Origin of the sequence: Giesbergeria sinuosa (assembly GCF_042652905.1) — a bacterium.
Classification (GTDB): Bacteria; Pseudomonadota; Gammaproteobacteria; order Burkholderiales; family Burkholderiaceae_C; genus Simplicispira; species Simplicispira sinuosa.
Genome location: NZ_JBHSHJ010000002.1, coordinates 284870 through 301938, shown reverse-complemented (window position 1 = coordinate 301938; position 17069 = coordinate 284870). Strand labels below are relative to the sequence as shown.

The following is a 17069-nucleotide window of genomic DNA, read 5'->3' as shown; positions in this document are numbered from 1 at the left end:
GCGTGCTTATGCCGCGCCAGCACGCCTTCTCAACGATAGATTTGCAGCTGGCGCTTCTTTTTGACCTCGATTTTGGGCTGTAGAGGCATAGGGTTGGCAGGCAGAGGGCTGGTAGGGCGCAAGCTACCAACGGGCAGCAGCCACGTAGGCTCCTGTGGCTTCTGTGGCGACTGCATCCATTCGGCGGGGATACCGATGCAGTCTTCATCGTTTGTAACGGGTGTATCGGATGGTGCAGGGGGCACTGGGCCTGCTGGCTCGAGAAAACCAATGCGGCGCAAGGCTTCCAATTGCTCATGGGGGATGGTGTCGATGGCTGTCTCGATCCGAAAGCGCCAATTGCTACACCAATAACCTATGGGATGCCCATCCTCTTGTTGTTGCAGGGGAATGTGGGCATGGCCTTCGCGGGCAATGAATTGCGCAATCACGGGCAGGCGGTCGGTGAAATGGCTCAGGGGCGTGGTAATGGGAATCGGTTTTCCTTGGGACATGGCACAGAGACGGCTGTTTGAAAAGCAAGCCGTGGAGTCTGGCAGTCGAAAACGGCACCGCCAGCTATAGACAGGTTTTGACGCTATGTGAATGGCGGAGAGTTTTAGGCACCGACTGCCGGATGGAAAAATAACTCAAAATAACGGTGGCGCCAGAGCACATTTTAGCATTGGCGGCCCCAGAGTGCTCTCTCTGGTGATGGTCTGCCCATTCAAACGCGATCAGGCCGTCAACATGCCACGTTGTTCAATAAATTGCACCACTTGCTCTAAGCCATCCAGCGTTTTGAGATTGGTCATCACCCATGGGCGGCGTTGAGCATCTGGACGCATGCGGGCAGTATCTTGTCGCATCACCTCCAGATTGGCACCCACATGGGGCGCCAGATCGGTTTTATTGATCACAAACAGATCGCTCTTGGTGATGCCAGGGCCACCCTTTCGGGGGATTTTCTCGCCCGCGGCCACGTCAATCACATAAATGGTCAAGTCCGACAGTTCAGGGCTGAATGTGGCTGCCAGATTGTCGCCACCAGACTCGATAAAAACAATATCCGCCTGTGGAAACTGGCCCAGCATCCTGTCAATGGCTTCTAGGTTGATGGAGGCATCCTCGCGGATAGCGGTATGTGGGCACCCCCCTGTCTCTACCCCCATGATGCGTTCAGGTGGTAATGCACCACTGAGGGTTAGCAGGCGCTGATCTTCTTTGGTGTAGATATCGTTAGTAATGGCAATCAGGTCATAGCGTTGGCGCATCGCCTTGCACAGCATTTCTAGCAATGTGGTTTTGCCAGAGCCAACGGGGCCACCAATGCCCACGCGCAAGGGTGGAAGTTTTTTAGTACGGTGAGGAATATGGTGCAGGCTCATGAACGAAATAGACGGGAATATTGGGTTTCATGCCGGGCCGACAAAATGGCCAACATGGGACTAAACGCCTGCCGATCCTCTTCGGGCAGGGACATGGCATGGGTCACTGCCGCTGGAATTTGCCGACTGAGCCGCGCCAAAATACGCTGGCCTGCGCTTTGGCCCAATGGCACGGCCTTGATGGCCGCTTGCACCATGTTTTCTGCCCAACCAAAGGCATAGGCATACAGGCCAGAGGCCGGTGGTTGCTCTGGTGGCAAATGCACTGCCAATGCCAACGCATAGGCCACAGGGTAACTGGGTGCCTGTAGGGCTGTAGGTAACAGCGCCAACAAAAACTCAGGCCGTTGCAGCGATTTAAGCCACTCTATTAACGAGCGGCCCATTTGCTCGCTTTGTAAACGCAGCTCTGCTGTCTCTCGGGTGTTGCGCACCCATTGGTCTAAACGCAGCAAAGTGGGCCAGTCGCGCAAACGCCAAGCATGTACCGCTTGGGCCAATACAGCCAAATCAGAACGCGACTGGCCCAAGTGAAGTTGGTCGGTGAGCCATTGGGCCGTGCTGGCTTCGTCATGCACCAGTCCGGCCTCTACAGCTGCCTCCAGTCCTTCAGAGTACGAAAATCCACCTATCGGCAAAGCTGGCGAAGCCAACCACAACAGGGGCAGTAGAGCTGGCGTGACTGTGCCGGCCAAGGGCTGGGAAGGTGCAGATACAGGTGCGGCCTGCCTGCCTGCTTCAATGCACAGGGTCATGGTGGTGCTCTGCTGTAACGTGGGGGTGGTGATGCGCATGGCTGCCACTGTGGTGTGAATGCCCCATCGTGGCATGTTCTCCATAAGCGCCGGCCTCTGGCTCAAAAGCTTCATAGGCTTCAGCCACCGTCAGGTGCATTTGGCACAACATGTCTGCCAGCACATGGTCTGGCTCAATTTTGAGGTGGTCGGGCTGAAGTTCTATCGGCACATGGCGGTTGCCAAGATGGTAGGCAGCGCGCAACAGATCAAAGGGGCTGCCATGTTCAGGACAATGCGTGATGCGCAGCACCGACTGCGGTGCTGCAACCACGAGCAGCAGGTCGCCTTCAACGGTCAACAACACATCGCCACCGCGCAAAAGTGTGCCGCGTGGCAGAAAAACACCTACATGCCGGTCTTGGCTGTCGGTACAGTCAAAACGGCTTTTTTGGCGCAAATCCCAGTCCAACGTGACGGTGGCGGCACGGCGAATCAATACCGAGGCCAACCCCTGACCTTGGGGAATGCGTTTGGAGGCTTGCAGCATCTTAGAACAGAAAATAGCGTTGTGCCATGGGCAAGGTTTGGGCTGGCTCACAGGTCAGGAGCAGACCGTCTGCACGTACGGCGTAGGTTTGGGCATCGATATCCATCTGCGGGGCGTAATCGTTGAGCACCATTGAGGACTTGTTCGCCACACGGCATCCTTTGGCAGCTACCAGCCGTTTTTGCAGGCCAAATCGTTCGCCAATGCCTGCGGCCAAACCCGCCTGTGAAACAAAGGTCAAAGAGGTTTGGGCGATGGCTCCGCCATAGGCTCCAAACATGGGCCGGTAATGCACGGGTTGTGGCGTTGGAATAGAGGCGTTGGGGTCGCCCATCTGTGCTGCCGCGATCATGCCACCCTTGAGAATCAGCGCAGGTTTGACACCGAAGAAAGCGGGCTTCCACAGCACCAGATCGGCCCATTTGCCCACTTCTACCGAACCAATCTCGTGGGCTATGCCGTGGGCGATGGCTGGGTTGATGGTGTATTTGGCAATATAACGCTTGACGCGAAAGTTGTCGTTGCGGCTGTGGGCCTCTGCCTGGTCAGAGCGGCCCGGCGTGGGGGCCAGCCAGCCACGTTGTTGCTTCATCTTGTGGGCGGTTTGCCAGCAACGGGTAATGGTTTCGCCAATGCGGCCCATGGCTTGGCTGTCAGAGCTGAAAATGCTGATGGCGCCCAAGTCGTGCAGGATGTCTTCGGCAGCGATGGTCTCACGCCGAATCCGGCTCTCGGCAAAAGCCAAGTCTTCAGGGATGGCTGGGTCAAGGTGGTGACAGACCATCAGCATATCGACATGCTCGTCGAGGGTGTTGACGGTGTAGGGGCGGGTCGGGTTGGTGGAGGAGGGCAATACATTGGCCTCGCCCACTACTTTCAGGATGTCGGGGGCATGACCGCCGCCTGCACCTTCGCAGTGAAAGGTATGGATGGTGCGGCCCTTGAAGGCGGCCAGGGTGTCTTCAACAAAGCCCGATTCGTTCAGGGTATCGGTGTGGATAGCTACTTGGGTGTCGGTGGCTTCGGCAACGCTCAGGCAGTTGTCGATGGCGGCAGGCGTGGTGCCCCAATCTTCATGCAGCTTCAGACCAATGGCACCGGCCTCAATCTGCTCTAGCAGGCCTTGTGGCTGGCTGGCATTGCCCTTGCCCAAGAAGCCGATGTTCATCGGAAAGGCCTCCGCCGCCTGCAACATGCGCTCCATGTACCAAGGGCCGGGGGTGCAAGTGGTGGCGTTGGTGCCGGTGGCTGGGCCAGTGCCACCACCTGTCATGGTGGTGATGCCGGACATCAACGCTTCTTCAATCTGCTGAGGGCAGATAAAGTGGATATGGCTGTCGTGCCCGCCTGCCGTTACGATCATGCCCTCACCGGCCAATGCCTCTGTGCCGGGGCCAATGATGATGTCTACACCGGGTTGAATGTCGGGGTTGCCTGCCTTGCCAATAGCGCAAATACGGCCACTCTTTACACCAATATCGGCTTTGACGATACCCCAGTGATCGACAATCAGTGCATTGGTAATGACCAAATCGACAGCCCCTTGGGCACGGCTGCGCTGGCCCTGGCCCATGCCGTCGCGCACGGTTTTGCCGCCGCCAAATTTGACTTCTTCGCCATAGCCCAAGGGTTGACCTTGGGCATCACGCAGGCCGCCACCCGCTTGCAGGGTGTAGTCGCGCTCAACTTCAATGAGCAAATCTGTATCGGCCAGTCGCACCCGGTCGCCCACGGTGGGGCCAAACATTTCAGCGTAAGCACGGCGGGAAATTGTGCTGCTCATGACAAGGCTCCATTGGTCAGGCCACGAAAACCGATCACGATGCGATCACCAGCGTAGGCCACCAACTCGACCGTGCGTTGCTGGCCTGGCTCAAAACGCACCGCGGTGCCAGACGCAATGTTCAAGCGCATACCTTGGGCTGCGGTGCGGTCAAAATCCAACGCGCCATTGGTTTCGGCAAAATGGTAGTGAGAGCCGACCTGAATGGGCCGGTCTGCTGTGTTGCGCACCACCAACGTATGTGTAGGGCGGCCAGGGTTGAGCAGATGCTCGCCTTCGGCAATCAGGTATTCGCCTGGAATCATCAATAACTCCTGTGCCACTCAGGCCATGAGCAAAGGCCAGCCCAACACCACACCACTGGCAGCCACTGCCACTCCAGCAGCACGAGATACCCAACGGTGACGCTGGCGCAACACCAACCCTGCCGCCAAGCCCACGCCATGCAGCAGGGCTGTGCCTACCACCATGCCCAACAGAGCAGGGCCACCATTCAACTCCTGACCATGTGCCATGCCGTGAAACAACGCAAAAGCCCCCACTAGTGCCCCACCTACTGCGAGTGGCAACCGGGTTTGTGCAGCCAGTAACAGCCCCACCACCAGCAAGGAGGCCACAATCATTGGCTCGACCCCTGCCCAACTCAAGCCCGACTGTGCCAACAGGGCACCGGCCAACAGCGTCAAAGCAAACGATAGCGGTGCTACCCCAGGCCGGGCTGTTGTGGTGGCGCTCCATAAGCCCACGGCCAACATAGCGCCCAAGTGGTCTAACCCGCTCATAGGGTGCAGCAAACCACTGAGAAAACCGTGGTGCTCTCCGGCATCCACACCAGCATGGGCCAGTGCCGCACTAGAGCCAAGGGCCAGCAGGGCCGGGGCCACAGTGCGCAGAGCGCGCATAGGAGAGGTAGGCTGTGTCTGTGTCATGGAAAAAATCTCCTGTAAGGGGGTTCAGGCGATAGGCTGGTGGACGGTGACCAGCTTGGTGCCATCAGGAAAGGTGGCCTCGACTTGAATGTCGGCAATCAGCTCGGGGATGCCGTCCATCACATCATCACGCGTGAGCACTTCGCGGCCTGCGCTCATCAGCTCGGCCACGGTTTTGCCATCGCGGGCGCCCTCCATCACAGCAGCACTGATGAGTGCCACCGCCTCGGGGTAGTTGAGTTTGAGGCCACGCGCGCGGCGGCGCTCAGCCAGCAATGCTGCGGTAAAGATCAGCAGCTTGTCTTTTTCGCGGGGTGTCAGATCCATAGCAAAGGATCAGCAAAAGCCATGCCTACCTATCAGGACGATGGCAATGGCATGAAAACTGCCTCAGATGGCGTGTGCACGACCCCGATTTTTCCCAACCTTCTGTCCCAGGCAACCAAGCCGTGCAACGCATTGTCAAGGTGCGGCGCGACTACAACCGTTGGGTAGCCAGCGAAACCCTGGAAGACTATGCTCTGCGCTATGCCCCCCAACGGGCCCGACAATGGTCGCCGTGGCGGGTTGCCAATACGGCCTTTGGTGTAGCGTCTTTTTTGGTGCTGGAGGCCGTGGGGGCCACACTGCTGCTGAAATATGGTTTTGACAATGCCTTCTGGGCTATTTTGGCCACGGGGCTGATTATTTTTCTGGCTGGCTGGCCCATCAGCATCTACGCTGCCCGCTACGGGGTAGATATGGACTTGCTGACGCGCGGGGCTGGTTTTGGCTATATCGGCTCGACCCTGACTTCGCTGATCTACGCCTCTTTTACGTTCATCTTCTTTGCACTAGAAGCCGCCGTGATGGCCTATGCACTGGAGTTGACTTTGGGTATTGCGCCAGTCTGGGGCTACCTGATTTGCGCTTTGGCCGTGATTCCGCTGGTCACACATGGCATTGCTGCCATCAGCCGCTTTCAAGTGTGGACGCAGCCCCTCTGGCTGGCGTTGATGGTGCTTCCCTATGGTGCTGTGCTGTTGTTAGAGCCGCAGGTGTTGTCCCAGCTCACGCACTATGCTGGCACATCTGGTCAAGGAGGCACTTTCCAGTGGCACCTCTTTGGTGCAGCTCTGACGGTGGGCATGGCACTTATGACCCAAATGGGGGAGCAGGCTGATTACCTGCGCTTTATGCCTGCCCCAGAGCCAAAGTCAACACGGCAGTGGTGGCTGGCTGTGCTGGTGGGAGGGCCGGGGTGGGTGTTGATGGGTATGCTCAAAATGCTGGGTGGCGCCCTGTTGGCTTGGCTGGTGCTGTCGCAAATGGTGCCAGCGCAGCAGGCGGTAGATCCCAATCAGATGTATCTGGCCGCCTTCGAAACCTTTTTGCCCTATGGCTGGGCGGTGTGGGTGACGGCACTGTTTGTGGTGGTGTCACAACTCAAAATCAATGTGACCAATGCCTATGCCGGGTCGTTGGCTTGGAGTAATTTTTTCTCGCGCCTAACGCACAGCCATCCGGGGCGGGTGGTTTGGGTGGTGTTTAACACCGCCATTGCCCTGCTCCTGATGGAAATGAACTTGTTTCAGGCACTGGGTGATGTTTTGGGGCTATATGCCAATCTGGCGATTGCTTGGATCATGGCCGTGGTGGCCGATCTGGTGATCAACAAACCGCTGGGCTGGTCGCCAGCGGGCATCGAGTTTCGCCGTGCCTATCTGTTTGACATCAATCCCGTGGGGGTGGGCGCGATGGTGTTGGCTTCGGTGCTGTCCATCATGGCACATCTGGGGGTTTTTGGCAGCTTGTTGCAGGCATTTTCGGCGTTGGTGGCAATGGTCACGGCCTTGATTACCTCCCCGCTGATTGCTTGGGCTACGCGCGGGCGCTACTATCTGGCCCGCCAGCCCCAAGCACCTACCAGTGCGACCGAGCTGCGCCGTTGTGTAGTGTGTGGGGGCGACTATGAAGCCCCAGACACCGCCCATTGCCCAGCCTACCGGGGACAAATTTGCTCACTGTGCTGCACGCTGGATGCCCGCTGTGCTGACCACTGCAAACCGCAGGCACGGCTATCGGCCCAATGGAGCCAAGTGCTGCGCAGCCTCACTCCGCGCAAACTGTGGCCCTATCTGGATGGCGGGCTGGCCCATTTCATTTTGCTGTTATTGGTGACAGGGTTGGTGCTGGCAGCGGTGCTGGGGCTGGTGTACCGGCAAGAGTGGCAGAGTCTGGGCCAATTGTCTGCCCCACCAGATGTGCAGGCCACAGTGGGCCAAGCACTGCGCATGGGTTATGCCAAAGTGTATGTGGTGCTGCTGCTGGTGTTTGCCATCGTAGCGTGGTGGCTGGTGCTAGCGCACAAGAGCCGCGAGGTGGCGCAGCAAGAATCCAACCGCCAAACGGGGCTGCTGCTGCGCGAGATCGACTCGCACCGGCGCACCGACCAACAATTGCAACAAGCCAAACAGCAGGCAGAAAAGGCCCGCGCTCTGGCCGATCAAGCCAATCAGGCCAAGACACGCTACATCAGCAATATCAGCCATGAGCTGCGCACACCACTCAACAGCATTCTGGGCTATGCACAATTGCTACAACAAGACGGCGCACTAGGGACGCAACATGCCCATGCGATCCGTGTGATTTTGCGTGGTGGTGAGCATCTGCTGTCGCTGATTGAGGGCACGTTAGACGTGGCCCGGATTGAGTCGGGCAAAGTGGCCTTGCAACCAGTCCCACTGGATTTGCGTGCGCTCATGCAAGAAATGGCCCATCTGTTTGAGTTGCAAGCCAGCGACAAAGGGCTGCGCTTTGTTTTTGAGGGGCCGTCCCAATGGCCTACCGCTGTGCGGGCTGACGAAAAGCGCCTGCGCCAGATTTTGATTAACCTGTTGGGCAATGCCGTCAAGTTTACGGCCCAAGGTGAAGTACGGCTGGCGCTGCGCTACGCCCGGCAGATGGCCCATATCGAGATCAGCGACACCGGCCCCGGCATGACGGCAGCAGAACTGGCGCAGATATTCGAGCCTTTTGCCCGTGCTGCCAGTGCGGCCACAGCACAAACGCCTGGCTCAGGTTTGGGCCTGACCATTGCCAAAATGCTGACTGAACTGATGGGGGGGGAACTCAGCGCCCACAGCCAACCTGGCGTGGGCACACGCTTTTTGCTACGGCTGTTTTTGCCCGAGTTGCACCAAGCGCCCGCCTCTGCCACCCTGCCCACCCACCAAATGCCTGTGGGCTATGCGGGCCACCGCCGCCAACTGCTGGTCGTAGACAACGAAGAGGCAGACCGCCAATTGCTGGCCCGTTGGTTGGAGCCGCTGGGCTTTGTTGTCAGCCTGGCAACCCAAGGTGAAGACGCCTTACAACAATTGCGGGCGGGCTTGCGCCCCGATGTGGTGTTTATGGATTTGGCCATGCCCGGCATAGATGGTTGGGAGACCCTGCGGCATATTCAGGCCATGGCTTTGGAGCCGCCCCCGATATTGGCGGTGGTATCGGCCAACGCTTTTGACAAAGGGCTGGACAACACCATTGGCCTGCCACCCGAAGATTTCTTGGTCAAACCCGTGCGCCACCGCGATGTACTGCAATGGTTACAAGGCAAACTGCCTTTGCAATGGCAGTTTGCACCGCCCACGCCTGCCCCCACCAAGGTGCCAATGATCAGTAGCATGGCCCCCACCCCAAATCTTCCGGCACCGGCCATCGACAGCTTGATAGAACTGGCCCAGTTGGGCTACTACCGTGGCTTTGTCAAACGGCTCGATGCCCTGCAAGCCCAATACCCCGAATGTGCAGCTTGGGCTGCACCACTGTATGCGCAGGCGCGCGAATTTCGCTTTGATGCCATTGTGCAAAAGTTGCAGTCTGTGCCTGCCACCGGAGCCTCCTCATGACCCTACCCAATCTCCCCACCGATGGCGCCGTGGTGCTACTGGTGGACGATATGCCCGACAACATCGCCCCACTGCACGATGCCTTGGACGATGCCGGCTACACCGTGCTTGTGGCACTGGATGGTGCCTCGGCACTGGAGCGTGCAGCGCAAGCCCGGCCCGATGTGATCTTGCTAGACGCCCTGATGCCAGGCATGGATGGCTTTGAGGTGGCACAACGCCTCAAGGCCGACCCCATGCTGGCAGCTATCCCCATTTTGTTCATGACCGGCTTGACCGAGACGGAGCATCTGGTCAAGGCACTGGGTGTAGGCGGCTGTGACTATGTGACCAAGCCGGTTAAACCGCTGGAAGTGATGGCCCGCATGGGCGTACATCTGCAATCGGCCCGTCAGGCCCGACAAGGTGCCTTGGAACGACAGCAGGCACGTAGCGCATTAGATGCCTTTGGCTATGCCACCATCACCGTGCGCGCGCGTGATGGCCGCCTAATGTGGCAAACGCCACTGGCGCGGCAGCTGTTGCTACGCTACTGTGGCACCGAAGCGCCTGCCACCCCTGCCGATGTGTTGCACTGGTTGCGCCGCCACCTGTCCGAAGCCCAGCGCCAGCTCGAGCCTCCCCGCCTGACCCTCACACAAGAGGCCAGCGCGCTCACCTTCCGGCTGCACCGCGCTTTGGGCGAGTCTGAACGATCAGACGATAGCCCCGAGGGCGAGTGGCTGATTGTGATGGAAGAAACCTCCGAGGCCAGCACGGTGGAGCTGCTAGCCAGCAGTTTTGGCCTGACCCAGCGCGAAGCAGAGGTGCTGCACTGGGTAGCGCAAGGAAAAATCAACCGCGACATTGCAGAGATTTTGGGCGCCAGCCCGGCCACAGTCAAAAAGCACCTTGAGCGCATTCATGCCAAACTAGGGGTAGAGACCCGCACCGCTGCTGCCGCCATGGCCGTCAACCGGGTGCGCTCTGTGCAACACCCCGGCGCACACTGAAGATGGGGGGTTCAAATAGCCACCAGTTGCCGAATGCCCTTATCCGGCATTTCGGCACCCGGCCCACTGGCAATTACCTCGCCACGCTCCATCACCAGATAGCGGTCGGCCAGTTCTTCAGCAAAATCGTAATACTGCTCTACCAGCACAATAGCCATCGGCTGGCCGTTCAGCCCTTGCTGGGCCAGTTGCTTGAGCACCCGACCAATGTCTTTGATGATGTTGGGCTGGATGCCTTCGGTGGGTTCGTCCAACACCAACAGTTTGGGTGCCGGGGCCAGAGCGCGGGCAATCGCCAGTTGCTGTTGTTGCCCGCCGGAGAGGTCACCCCCGCGCCGCCCCAACATCTGTTTGAGCACCGGAAACAGCTCATAAAGCTGCGTAGGAATAGGCGTGCCAGCTTTTTGGGTAGCCAACCCCATCAGCAGGTTTTCGTGTACCGTCAGCCGGCCAAAAATTTCACGCCCTTGGGGCACAAAGCCAATACCTGCTCTGGCCCGTTCGTAGGGGGTGGTTTTTTCGATCGATTGACCATTAAAAACCACTTTGCCCGAACGCACTGGCACCAGTCCCATCAATGATTTGAGCAAGGTGGTCTTGCCAACACCATTGCGCCCCAGCACCACGGTGATTTCACCAGCCTTGGCTTGCAAATCAACGCCGCGCAAAATATGTGAGCCGCCGTAATACTGGTGCAATTGTTCGATCTGTAGCATGTTGTGTTCCTTCAGCGGCCCAGATAGACCTCAATCACGCGCTCATCGGCCTGCACCTGGTCTAGGGTGCCTTCGGCCAGCACAGAGCCATCGCACAGCACCGTTACCTTTTCGCTGATGGCGCGGATAAAGCTCATGTCGTGCTCCACCACCATCAACGAATGCTTGCCCTTGAGACGCAAAAACAGCTCGGCAGTGCGCATCGTTTCTTCATCGGTCATGCCTGCCACCGGCTCATCGAGCAGCAGCAATTTGGGTTCTTGCATCAGCAACATGCCAATTTCTAGCCATTGCTTTTGGCCGTGGCTCAAATCACCCGAGCGGCGCAGCACAGCATCTTGCAAGTGGATGGTTTCTAGCACTTCGGCCAGCCGGTCTTTTTGTTCGCCATTGAGGCCAAACTTCATGCTTGGCCACACGCCCTTGTGTGTAGCCAAGGCCAGTTCTAAGTTTTGAAAGACGCTCAGTTCTTCAAACACCGTTGGTTTTTGAAACTTGCGCCCTATACCCAAAGCGGCAATCTCTGGCTCTTTGTAGCGCAGCAGATCGATGGTGGAGCCAAAAAACACCGTGCCCATATCAGGCCGGGTTTTGCCGGTGATGATGTCCATCATCGTGGTCTTGCCTGCACCGTTGGGGCCGATGATGCAGCGCAGCTCACCAGGGGCAATGTCCAAGTTCAGGCCATTGATGGCCTTGAAGCCATCAAAACTGACATGCACATCTTCCAAATACAGAATGCGCCCGTGGGTCACGTCTACTTCACCAGGCACCACCGGGCGCGAAAATCCCGCCGCCCTGCCTCCTGAGGCGGTTTTTCCTTGTTGTTGCGCTATTCTGGCTTGAGCGCGCGCATAACGTTCGGCGCCTTGATCCATCAAATCGGGGGTCATGCTTTGCCTCCTTGGGTTTTCTTCCAACGCAGTTTTTGCACCAAGCCCACCACGCCCTGCGGCAGGTACAGCGTTACGACAATGAACAATGCCCCAAGGCAATACAACCAAAACTCTGGAAAAGTCACCGTCAGCCAGCTCTTGGCTCCATTGACCAAGAAAGCACCCACAATCGGGCCAATCAGTGATGCCCGCCCACCCACTGCCGCCCATACAGCAATCTCAATGCTGTTGGCCGCACTCATTTCGCCGGGGTTGATAATGCCCACCTGGGGCACATAAAGCGCCCCCGCCACGCCACACATCACGGCAGAAATCACCCAAATGGTCAGCTTGTAGGGCAGTGGGTCGTAGCCACAGAACATCACCCGACTTTCAGCATCTCGGATGGCTTGCAACACGCGGCCAAACTTGCTTTGCACCAGCCAACGCGCCAACAAGTAGCAGCCCACCAGCGTCAGGCCCGTCAGCACAAACAGCGTCATGCGCATCTCTTGCGTAGCCAAGGGCTGGCCCAGAATGCGTTTGAAATCGGTAAAGCCGTTGTTGCCGCCCAAGCCGGTCTCATTGCGAAAGAACAGCAGCATGGCAGCAAAAGTCAGTGCCTGCGTAATGATGGAGAAATACACCCCTTTGATGCGCGAGCGAAAGGCAAAGTAGCCAAAGACAAAGGCGACCAGCCCCGGCACCAACAGCACCAGCAACACAGTGGCGGCAAAACTGTCGCTCAAAGCCCAGTGCCAAGGCAGCTCCTTCCAGTCCAAAAACACCATGAAATCGGGCAAATCACTTTGGTAGCTGCCCTCACGGCCAATTTGGCGCATCAGGTACATGCCCATCACATAGCCGCCCAAGGCAAAAAACAAGCCGTGGCCCAAACTCAAGATGCCGGTATAGCCCCAGATCAAGTCCATCGCCAACGCACAAATGGCATAGCACATCATCTTGCCGAGCAAGCCGACCATATAGTCGCTCAAGTGAAAAACGCTGCCCGCTGGCACCCACAGATTGAGCGCCGGAGCGACCGCACAAATCACCAACAAGACCAGCCACAGGGCACGCCAACCGCTGCGGGCCATCAATGGGCCTTTGGCAGGCAATGCGATGGCTGACGGGCTGGCCGTCACAGAAAGGGAAAGGGTGGTTTTCATAAGACCTCCGGTTTCAGGCTTGACGGCCCTTGAGGGCAAAAATGCCTTGCGGACGCTTTTGGATAAAGACAATGATGAACACCAGCACAGCAATCTTTGCCAGCACAGCCCCCACCCAGCCTTCCAGCAGCTTGTTTAACAGGCCCAGCCCCAGCGCGGCATACACCGTGCCTGCCAACTGCCCTACGCCTCCCAACACCACCACCATGAAAGAATCGACGATGTAGTTCTGGCCCAAGTCTGGCCCCACATTGCCTACTTGGCTCAAGGCACAGCCCGCCAGCCCCGCAATACCAGAGCCCAGTGCAAAGGCATAGGTATCGATGCGCGCCGTATTGACCCCCATGCAAGAGGCAATAGGGCGGTTCTGTGTGACAGCACGCACAAACAGGCCCAAGCGCGTTTTGCCAATCAACAGTGCCACCGCCAGCAGCACCGCTAAGGCAAAAGCCACAATGACGATGCGGTTCCAGGGCAGGGTCAGGCTGCCCAATAGCGTGATGCCGCCGCTCATCCACGCTGGGTTTTCTACCCCCACGTTTTGGGCGCCAAAGAGGCTACGCACCCCCTGCATCAACACCAGACTAATGCCCCAAGTGGCCAGCAACGTTTCCAGTGGACGACCATATAAAAAACGGATCACACTGCGCTCCATCGCCGCACCCACCAAGGCTGCAGCCAGAAACGAGAGCGGCAACGCTGCCAACAAATACCAGTCAAAGGCATTGGGCAAATACTGGCGAAAAGCCACCTGCACCAGATAGGTGGCATAGGCACCAATCATGATGAGTTCGCCATGCGCCATGTTAATGACCCCCATCAGGCCATAAGTAATCGCCAACCCCAGTGCCGCCAGCAGCAAGATGGAACCTAGGCTGATGCCAGTAAACATCTGCCCCAATGCTGCGGCTGTGTCCAGTTGGTTCTCTACCGTGCGCAGGGCTTGGCTCAGCGCAGCTTTCACGGTGGGGTTGGCCTCGGCACTCAGGCGCTGTGCTAACAGCGCCTTCACAATCGGTTGGCCTGTGTGGGCCAGCTTTTGTGCCGCAGCTATGCGCTGGGTTGGGTCGGCACTGGCCAAATGCAGTGCAGCCTGTGCCAGCAGCAACGACTCCCGCGCGGCAGGGTCGAGCTTGTTGGCAAATTCAGCCGAGAGCGCACGCTCGACCAACAGCAGTTGTGCCGGATTAGGGTCATCAAAAGCGCCGCGCTGCAAAATGGCTGCCGCTTGTGCTTGGCGTGTGCTGTCGCCTTCCAACAGATCCATGCCCGCCAGTGCGCTGTCCAAGGCACCGCGCAAACGGTTGTTGACCACCGCTTCCTCTGCCAAATCGCCCAATGGCACAGCCACGCCACTCACCGCGTCTAACGCCTGCGTGCCCTGCACGATCAGCACGCGGCCTTCCTGCACCTGCACGCTCTCCTCCGACAAGGCCCGAATCAGTGCATGGGCGCGCGGATCGTCGCTAGCGGCCAGTTGCAATAGTTGGGCTACACGCTCATCAGCCTCGCCTTCAACCAATTGCAAGGCCTGATCGGCGGTCAGTGCCGAAGCCGATAGTGGCAGCAGGGCACCACAGGCCAGGCCCAGCCCTAGCACGGTGCGCCGCAGTACGCTCATCATGGTGTGTCGCATCTTTGACTTCCCGATAAAACTGCGGGCCGCAAAGGGCGGCCCGTTCCATCCACAGGTGCCACGGGGGCACCCGGCCCACGGCCTTACTTCTTGGCGGGTACGTTGGCCTTACCCTTGTTTTCGGCGATGTAGTCACTCCACGGATCGGCCACTACCGGGCCTTTGGTCTTCCACACCACCTTGAACTGCCCATCGGCCTTCACTTCACCAATAAACACCGGCTTGTGCAGATGGTGGTTCTCTTTGTCCATCGTGGAGACAAAACCACCGGGGGCTTGGAAGGTCTGGCCTGCCATCGCTGCAATCACTTTGTCGGTATCGGTAGAGCCGGCCTTGGCCACGGCCTGCGCCCACATGTTGATGCCGATATAGGTGGCCTCCATCGGGTCGTTGGTCAACGGCTTGTCTTTGTGGCCTGGAATGCTCTTGGCCTTGGCGTAGTCACTCCATTTCTTCACAAAATCGGTGTTGGCTGGGCTCTTCACACTCATGAAGTAATTCCACGCAGCAAGATGGCCCACCAATGGTTTGGTATCTACACCGCGCAACTCCTCTTCACCCACGGAGAAGGCCACCACAGGCACGTCCTTGGCCTTTAAGCCTGCATTGCCCAACTCTTTATAGAAGGGCACATTGGAGTCACCATTGATGGTAGAAATCACTGCCGTTTTCTTACCCTCTGCGGAGAACTTTTTGATCTTGGCAATGATGGTCTGGTAATCTGAATGACCAAAAGGGGTGTACTCCTCCATGATGTCGGCCTCGGCCACACCCTTGGACTTCAGGAAAGCACGCAAAATCTTGTTGGTGGTGCGGGGGTACACATAATCCGTGCCCAACAGCACAAAACGTTTGGCTTCACCACCGTCTTTGCTCATCAGATACTCCACTGCCGGAATAGCCTGTTGGTTGGGGGCTGCACCGGTGTAGAACACGTTCTTGCTCAACTCCTCGCCCTCATACTGCACGGGGTAAAACAGCAGCGAATTCTTTTCTTCGAACACCGGCAACACCGACTTGCGGCTGACCGAAGTCCAACAGCCAAACACCACCGCCACCTTGTCTTGGTCAATCAGTTGTTTGGCTTTTTCGGCAAACAGCGGCCAGTTAGAGGCTGGGTCGACCACCACGGGTTCGAGCTTCTTTCCCAGCACGCCACCTTTGGCATTGATTTCATCAATCGCCATCAGCACGGTGTCTTTGAGTACCGTTTCAGAAATAGCCATCGTGCCCGACAGGCTGTGCAGCACACCCACCTTGATGGTGTCTGCCGCCTGGGCAGGCAGACCCAACAGGCCGATAGAGGCTACAGCGGCGGCAGCCGACAGGGTCTTGAGGGTCAGACGACGCGAGGAGGAGCTGGTCATGGCGGTTTTCCGTTCCTAAAGGGTAATGGGGACTACGGTTTCTGCTGCACTGCCACCCTGTGGTGGCCTTGTGTGGAGCAGATGTAGTGATGGTAGGAACGGCCCCTGTTTTCGTCTGTACGCCAGATGGCGTACAAGCGGGCGTATCTTGCCCGCTACACGCTCCAGATGCGGGGCGGTTGGTCTGCCAGTAACCAAGCTTCTCGCCGCAGCAACGCCCACAGGGATTGCCACAACTGCATCAATGGCTCCACCTGCGAGGCCAGTGCCCGTACCACCAGCATGTAATCATTGGGGCAAGTGGCGCCACAACGTGATGCCAACGGATGGGCCTCTATCAGGCCACGGCAGGCCTCCAACAGCGCCTCACGTCGTAGCCGTGTCAAGGGTGTGCCACAAGCCAGCACCAAGGTGCCCAAGGCCGTCTGACCTGCCAAACCCAATGGGCTGCACAACAGGCGCTTGTCCTCGGCAGCAATACAGGCCCGCTCCAGCCAGATGCCAGGCCATTCCCAATGTTGGGTCAGGCAACCGCTGGCAAATGGCAGCGCAGCGGCGGGTAGGCCCAAACTGACCACATCCCAAGCCAGCAATTCTGCCCCCGGTGCCAACTCCACTTGCACTTGGTTCTGTGCTTGGCAGCCATCGTAAGCAATTGTCTCCAATGGCAGCCACTCTAGTCGGCTCCCGGCCTCCAGTTGCAAACGCACCTGCTGCCGTGCCAACTCACCACTGGTGCTGCGGTAAAAGCGTGTGGCACCCGGCGTAGAAATCAAGGCATGGGCACCTTGCGCCACTGCCACTTCAATCTCTAGGCTATCGCCTTGCACCAAGCCACCGGGGGGGTGCACGATCACGTTGTGGCAAATACCAGCACCTTCTGGATACAGGCTCTTAAAGATGCGCAATGGCCCAGTGTGCTGGTGGCGCAATAGCGTCTGTCCTGAAAGATGGCGGTGGTACTGAAGATCGAGTCGGGCTTGCCAGGACATTTTGAAAAGGAGTAAGAACCAGCCCCCATTCAAGCAAAATCAATGCCATTGCAACCCGCGCCCCCATAGGCG

General features: G+C 58.1%; 16 protein-coding genes. 2 read left to right on the top strand and 14 right to left on the bottom strand.

Translation table 11 applies throughout. The features are described 5' to 3' along the window. Window positions 1-29 precede the first annotated feature (29 nt). From ACFO6X_RS04035 to ACFO6X_RS04000, 8 genes are all read right to left on the bottom strand, one after another. Window positions 30-494, bottom strand: coding sequence for a Helicase associated domain protein (locus ACFO6X_RS04035; RefSeq protein ID WP_382430290.1), 465 nt, complete (start codon window positions 492-494; stop codon window positions 30-32). A gap of 222 nt (window positions 495-716) precedes the next feature. Continuing rightward, window positions 717-1367 (bottom strand): urease accessory protein UreG, encoded by a 651-nt coding sequence (gene ureG / locus ACFO6X_RS04030; RefSeq protein ID WP_382430288.1) that lies wholly within the window; start codon window positions 1365-1367, stop codon window positions 717-719. Further along, window positions 1364-2122 (bottom strand): urease accessory protein UreF, encoded by a 759-nt coding sequence (locus ACFO6X_RS04025; protein WP_382430516.1) that lies wholly within the window; start codon window positions 2120-2122, stop codon window positions 1364-1366. The genes ureG and ACFO6X_RS04025 overlap by 4 nt, the downstream gene beginning before the upstream one ends. Continuing rightward, window positions 2106-2651, bottom strand: a complete 546-nt coding sequence (gene ureE / locus ACFO6X_RS04020) for an urease accessory protein UreE (RefSeq protein ID WP_382430286.1) — start codon at window positions 2649-2651, stop codon at window positions 2106-2108. Before ureE ends, ACFO6X_RS04025 begins: the two co-directional genes overlap by 17 nt. A 1-nt stretch (window position 2652) precedes the next feature. After that, on the bottom strand, window positions 2653-4434 hold the full coding sequence (ureC, locus tag ACFO6X_RS04015) for an urease subunit alpha (protein WP_382430284.1): 1782 nt from the start codon (window positions 4432-4434) through the stop codon (window positions 2653-2655). After that, the gene (locus ACFO6X_RS04010) at window positions 4431-4739 is read right to left on the bottom strand and encodes an urease subunit beta (protein ID WP_382430282.1); all 309 of its coding nucleotides are present in this window, start codon (window positions 4737-4739) and stop codon (window positions 4431-4433) included. Before ACFO6X_RS04010 ends, ureC begins: the two co-directional genes overlap by 4 nt. Window positions 4740-4757: 18 nt before the next feature. Beyond that, complete coding sequence (locus ACFO6X_RS04005) at window positions 4758-5363, bottom strand: HupE/UreJ family protein (protein WP_382430280.1); 606 nt, start codon at window positions 5361-5363, stop codon at window positions 4758-4760. A 24-nt stretch (window positions 5364-5387) separates the two neighbouring features. Next, window positions 5388-5690: an urease subunit gamma gene (locus ACFO6X_RS04000; protein WP_382430278.1), complete on the bottom strand. Its 303-nt coding sequence runs from the start codon at window positions 5688-5690 to the stop codon at window positions 5388-5390. A gap of 131 nt (window positions 5691-5821) precedes the next feature. Here ACFO6X_RS04000 and ACFO6X_RS03995 point away from each other — a divergent pair, with 131 nt between their 5' ends. Both ACFO6X_RS03995 and ACFO6X_RS03990 read left to right on the top strand, forming a co-directional pair. Continuing rightward, window positions 5822-9250: a hybrid sensor histidine kinase/response regulator gene (locus ACFO6X_RS03995; protein WP_382430514.1), complete on the top strand. Its 3429-nt coding sequence runs from the start codon at window positions 5822-5824 to the stop codon at window positions 9248-9250. Beyond that, window positions 9247-10242 carry a response regulator gene (locus ACFO6X_RS03990; RefSeq protein WP_382430276.1) on the top strand — a complete coding sequence of 332 codons (996 nt, stop codon included), beginning with the start codon at window positions 9247-9249 and terminating at the stop codon, window positions 10240-10242. The genes ACFO6X_RS03995 and ACFO6X_RS03990 overlap by 4 nt, the downstream gene beginning before the upstream one ends. Before the next feature lie 11 nt (window positions 10243-10253). Here ACFO6X_RS03990 and urtE read toward each other — a convergent pair whose 3' ends face one another. The 6 genes from urtE to ACFO6X_RS03960 all read right to left on the bottom strand — a co-directional run bounded on the left by urtE (window position 10254) and on the right by ACFO6X_RS03960 (window position 16997). After that, window positions 10254-10958: an urea ABC transporter ATP-binding subunit UrtE gene (urtE, locus tag ACFO6X_RS03985; RefSeq protein WP_382430274.1), complete on the bottom strand. Its 705-nt coding sequence runs from the start codon at window positions 10956-10958 to the stop codon at window positions 10254-10256. 11 nt (window positions 10959-10969) lie between these two features. Continuing rightward, window positions 10970-11851: an urea ABC transporter ATP-binding protein UrtD gene (urtD, locus tag ACFO6X_RS03980; RefSeq protein WP_382430272.1), complete on the bottom strand. Its 882-nt coding sequence runs from the start codon at window positions 11849-11851 to the stop codon at window positions 10970-10972. Then, window positions 11848-13002 carry an urea ABC transporter permease subunit UrtC gene (gene urtC / locus ACFO6X_RS03975; RefSeq protein ID WP_382430270.1) on the bottom strand — a complete coding sequence of 385 codons (1155 nt, stop codon included), beginning with the start codon at window positions 13000-13002 and terminating at the stop codon, window positions 11848-11850. The genes urtD and urtC overlap by 4 nt, the downstream gene beginning before the upstream one ends. Window positions 13003-13015: 13 nt before the next feature. Beyond that, complete coding sequence (gene urtB, locus ACFO6X_RS03970) at window positions 13016-14626, bottom strand: urea ABC transporter permease subunit UrtB (RefSeq protein WP_382430268.1); 1611 nt, start codon at window positions 14624-14626, stop codon at window positions 13016-13018. Window positions 14627-14721: 95 nt separating this feature from the next. Then, the gene (urtA, locus tag ACFO6X_RS03965) at window positions 14722-16005 is read right to left on the bottom strand and encodes an urea ABC transporter substrate-binding protein (protein ID WP_382430266.1); all 1284 of its coding nucleotides are present in this window, start codon (window positions 16003-16005) and stop codon (window positions 14722-14724) included. Window positions 16006-16160: 155 nt separating this feature from the next. Beyond that, the gene (locus ACFO6X_RS03960; protein ID WP_382430264.1) at window positions 16161-16997 is read right to left on the bottom strand and encodes an urease accessory protein UreD; all 837 of its coding nucleotides are present in this window, start codon (window positions 16995-16997) and stop codon (window positions 16161-16163) included. Between the last annotated feature and the right edge of the window lie 72 nt (window positions 16998-17069).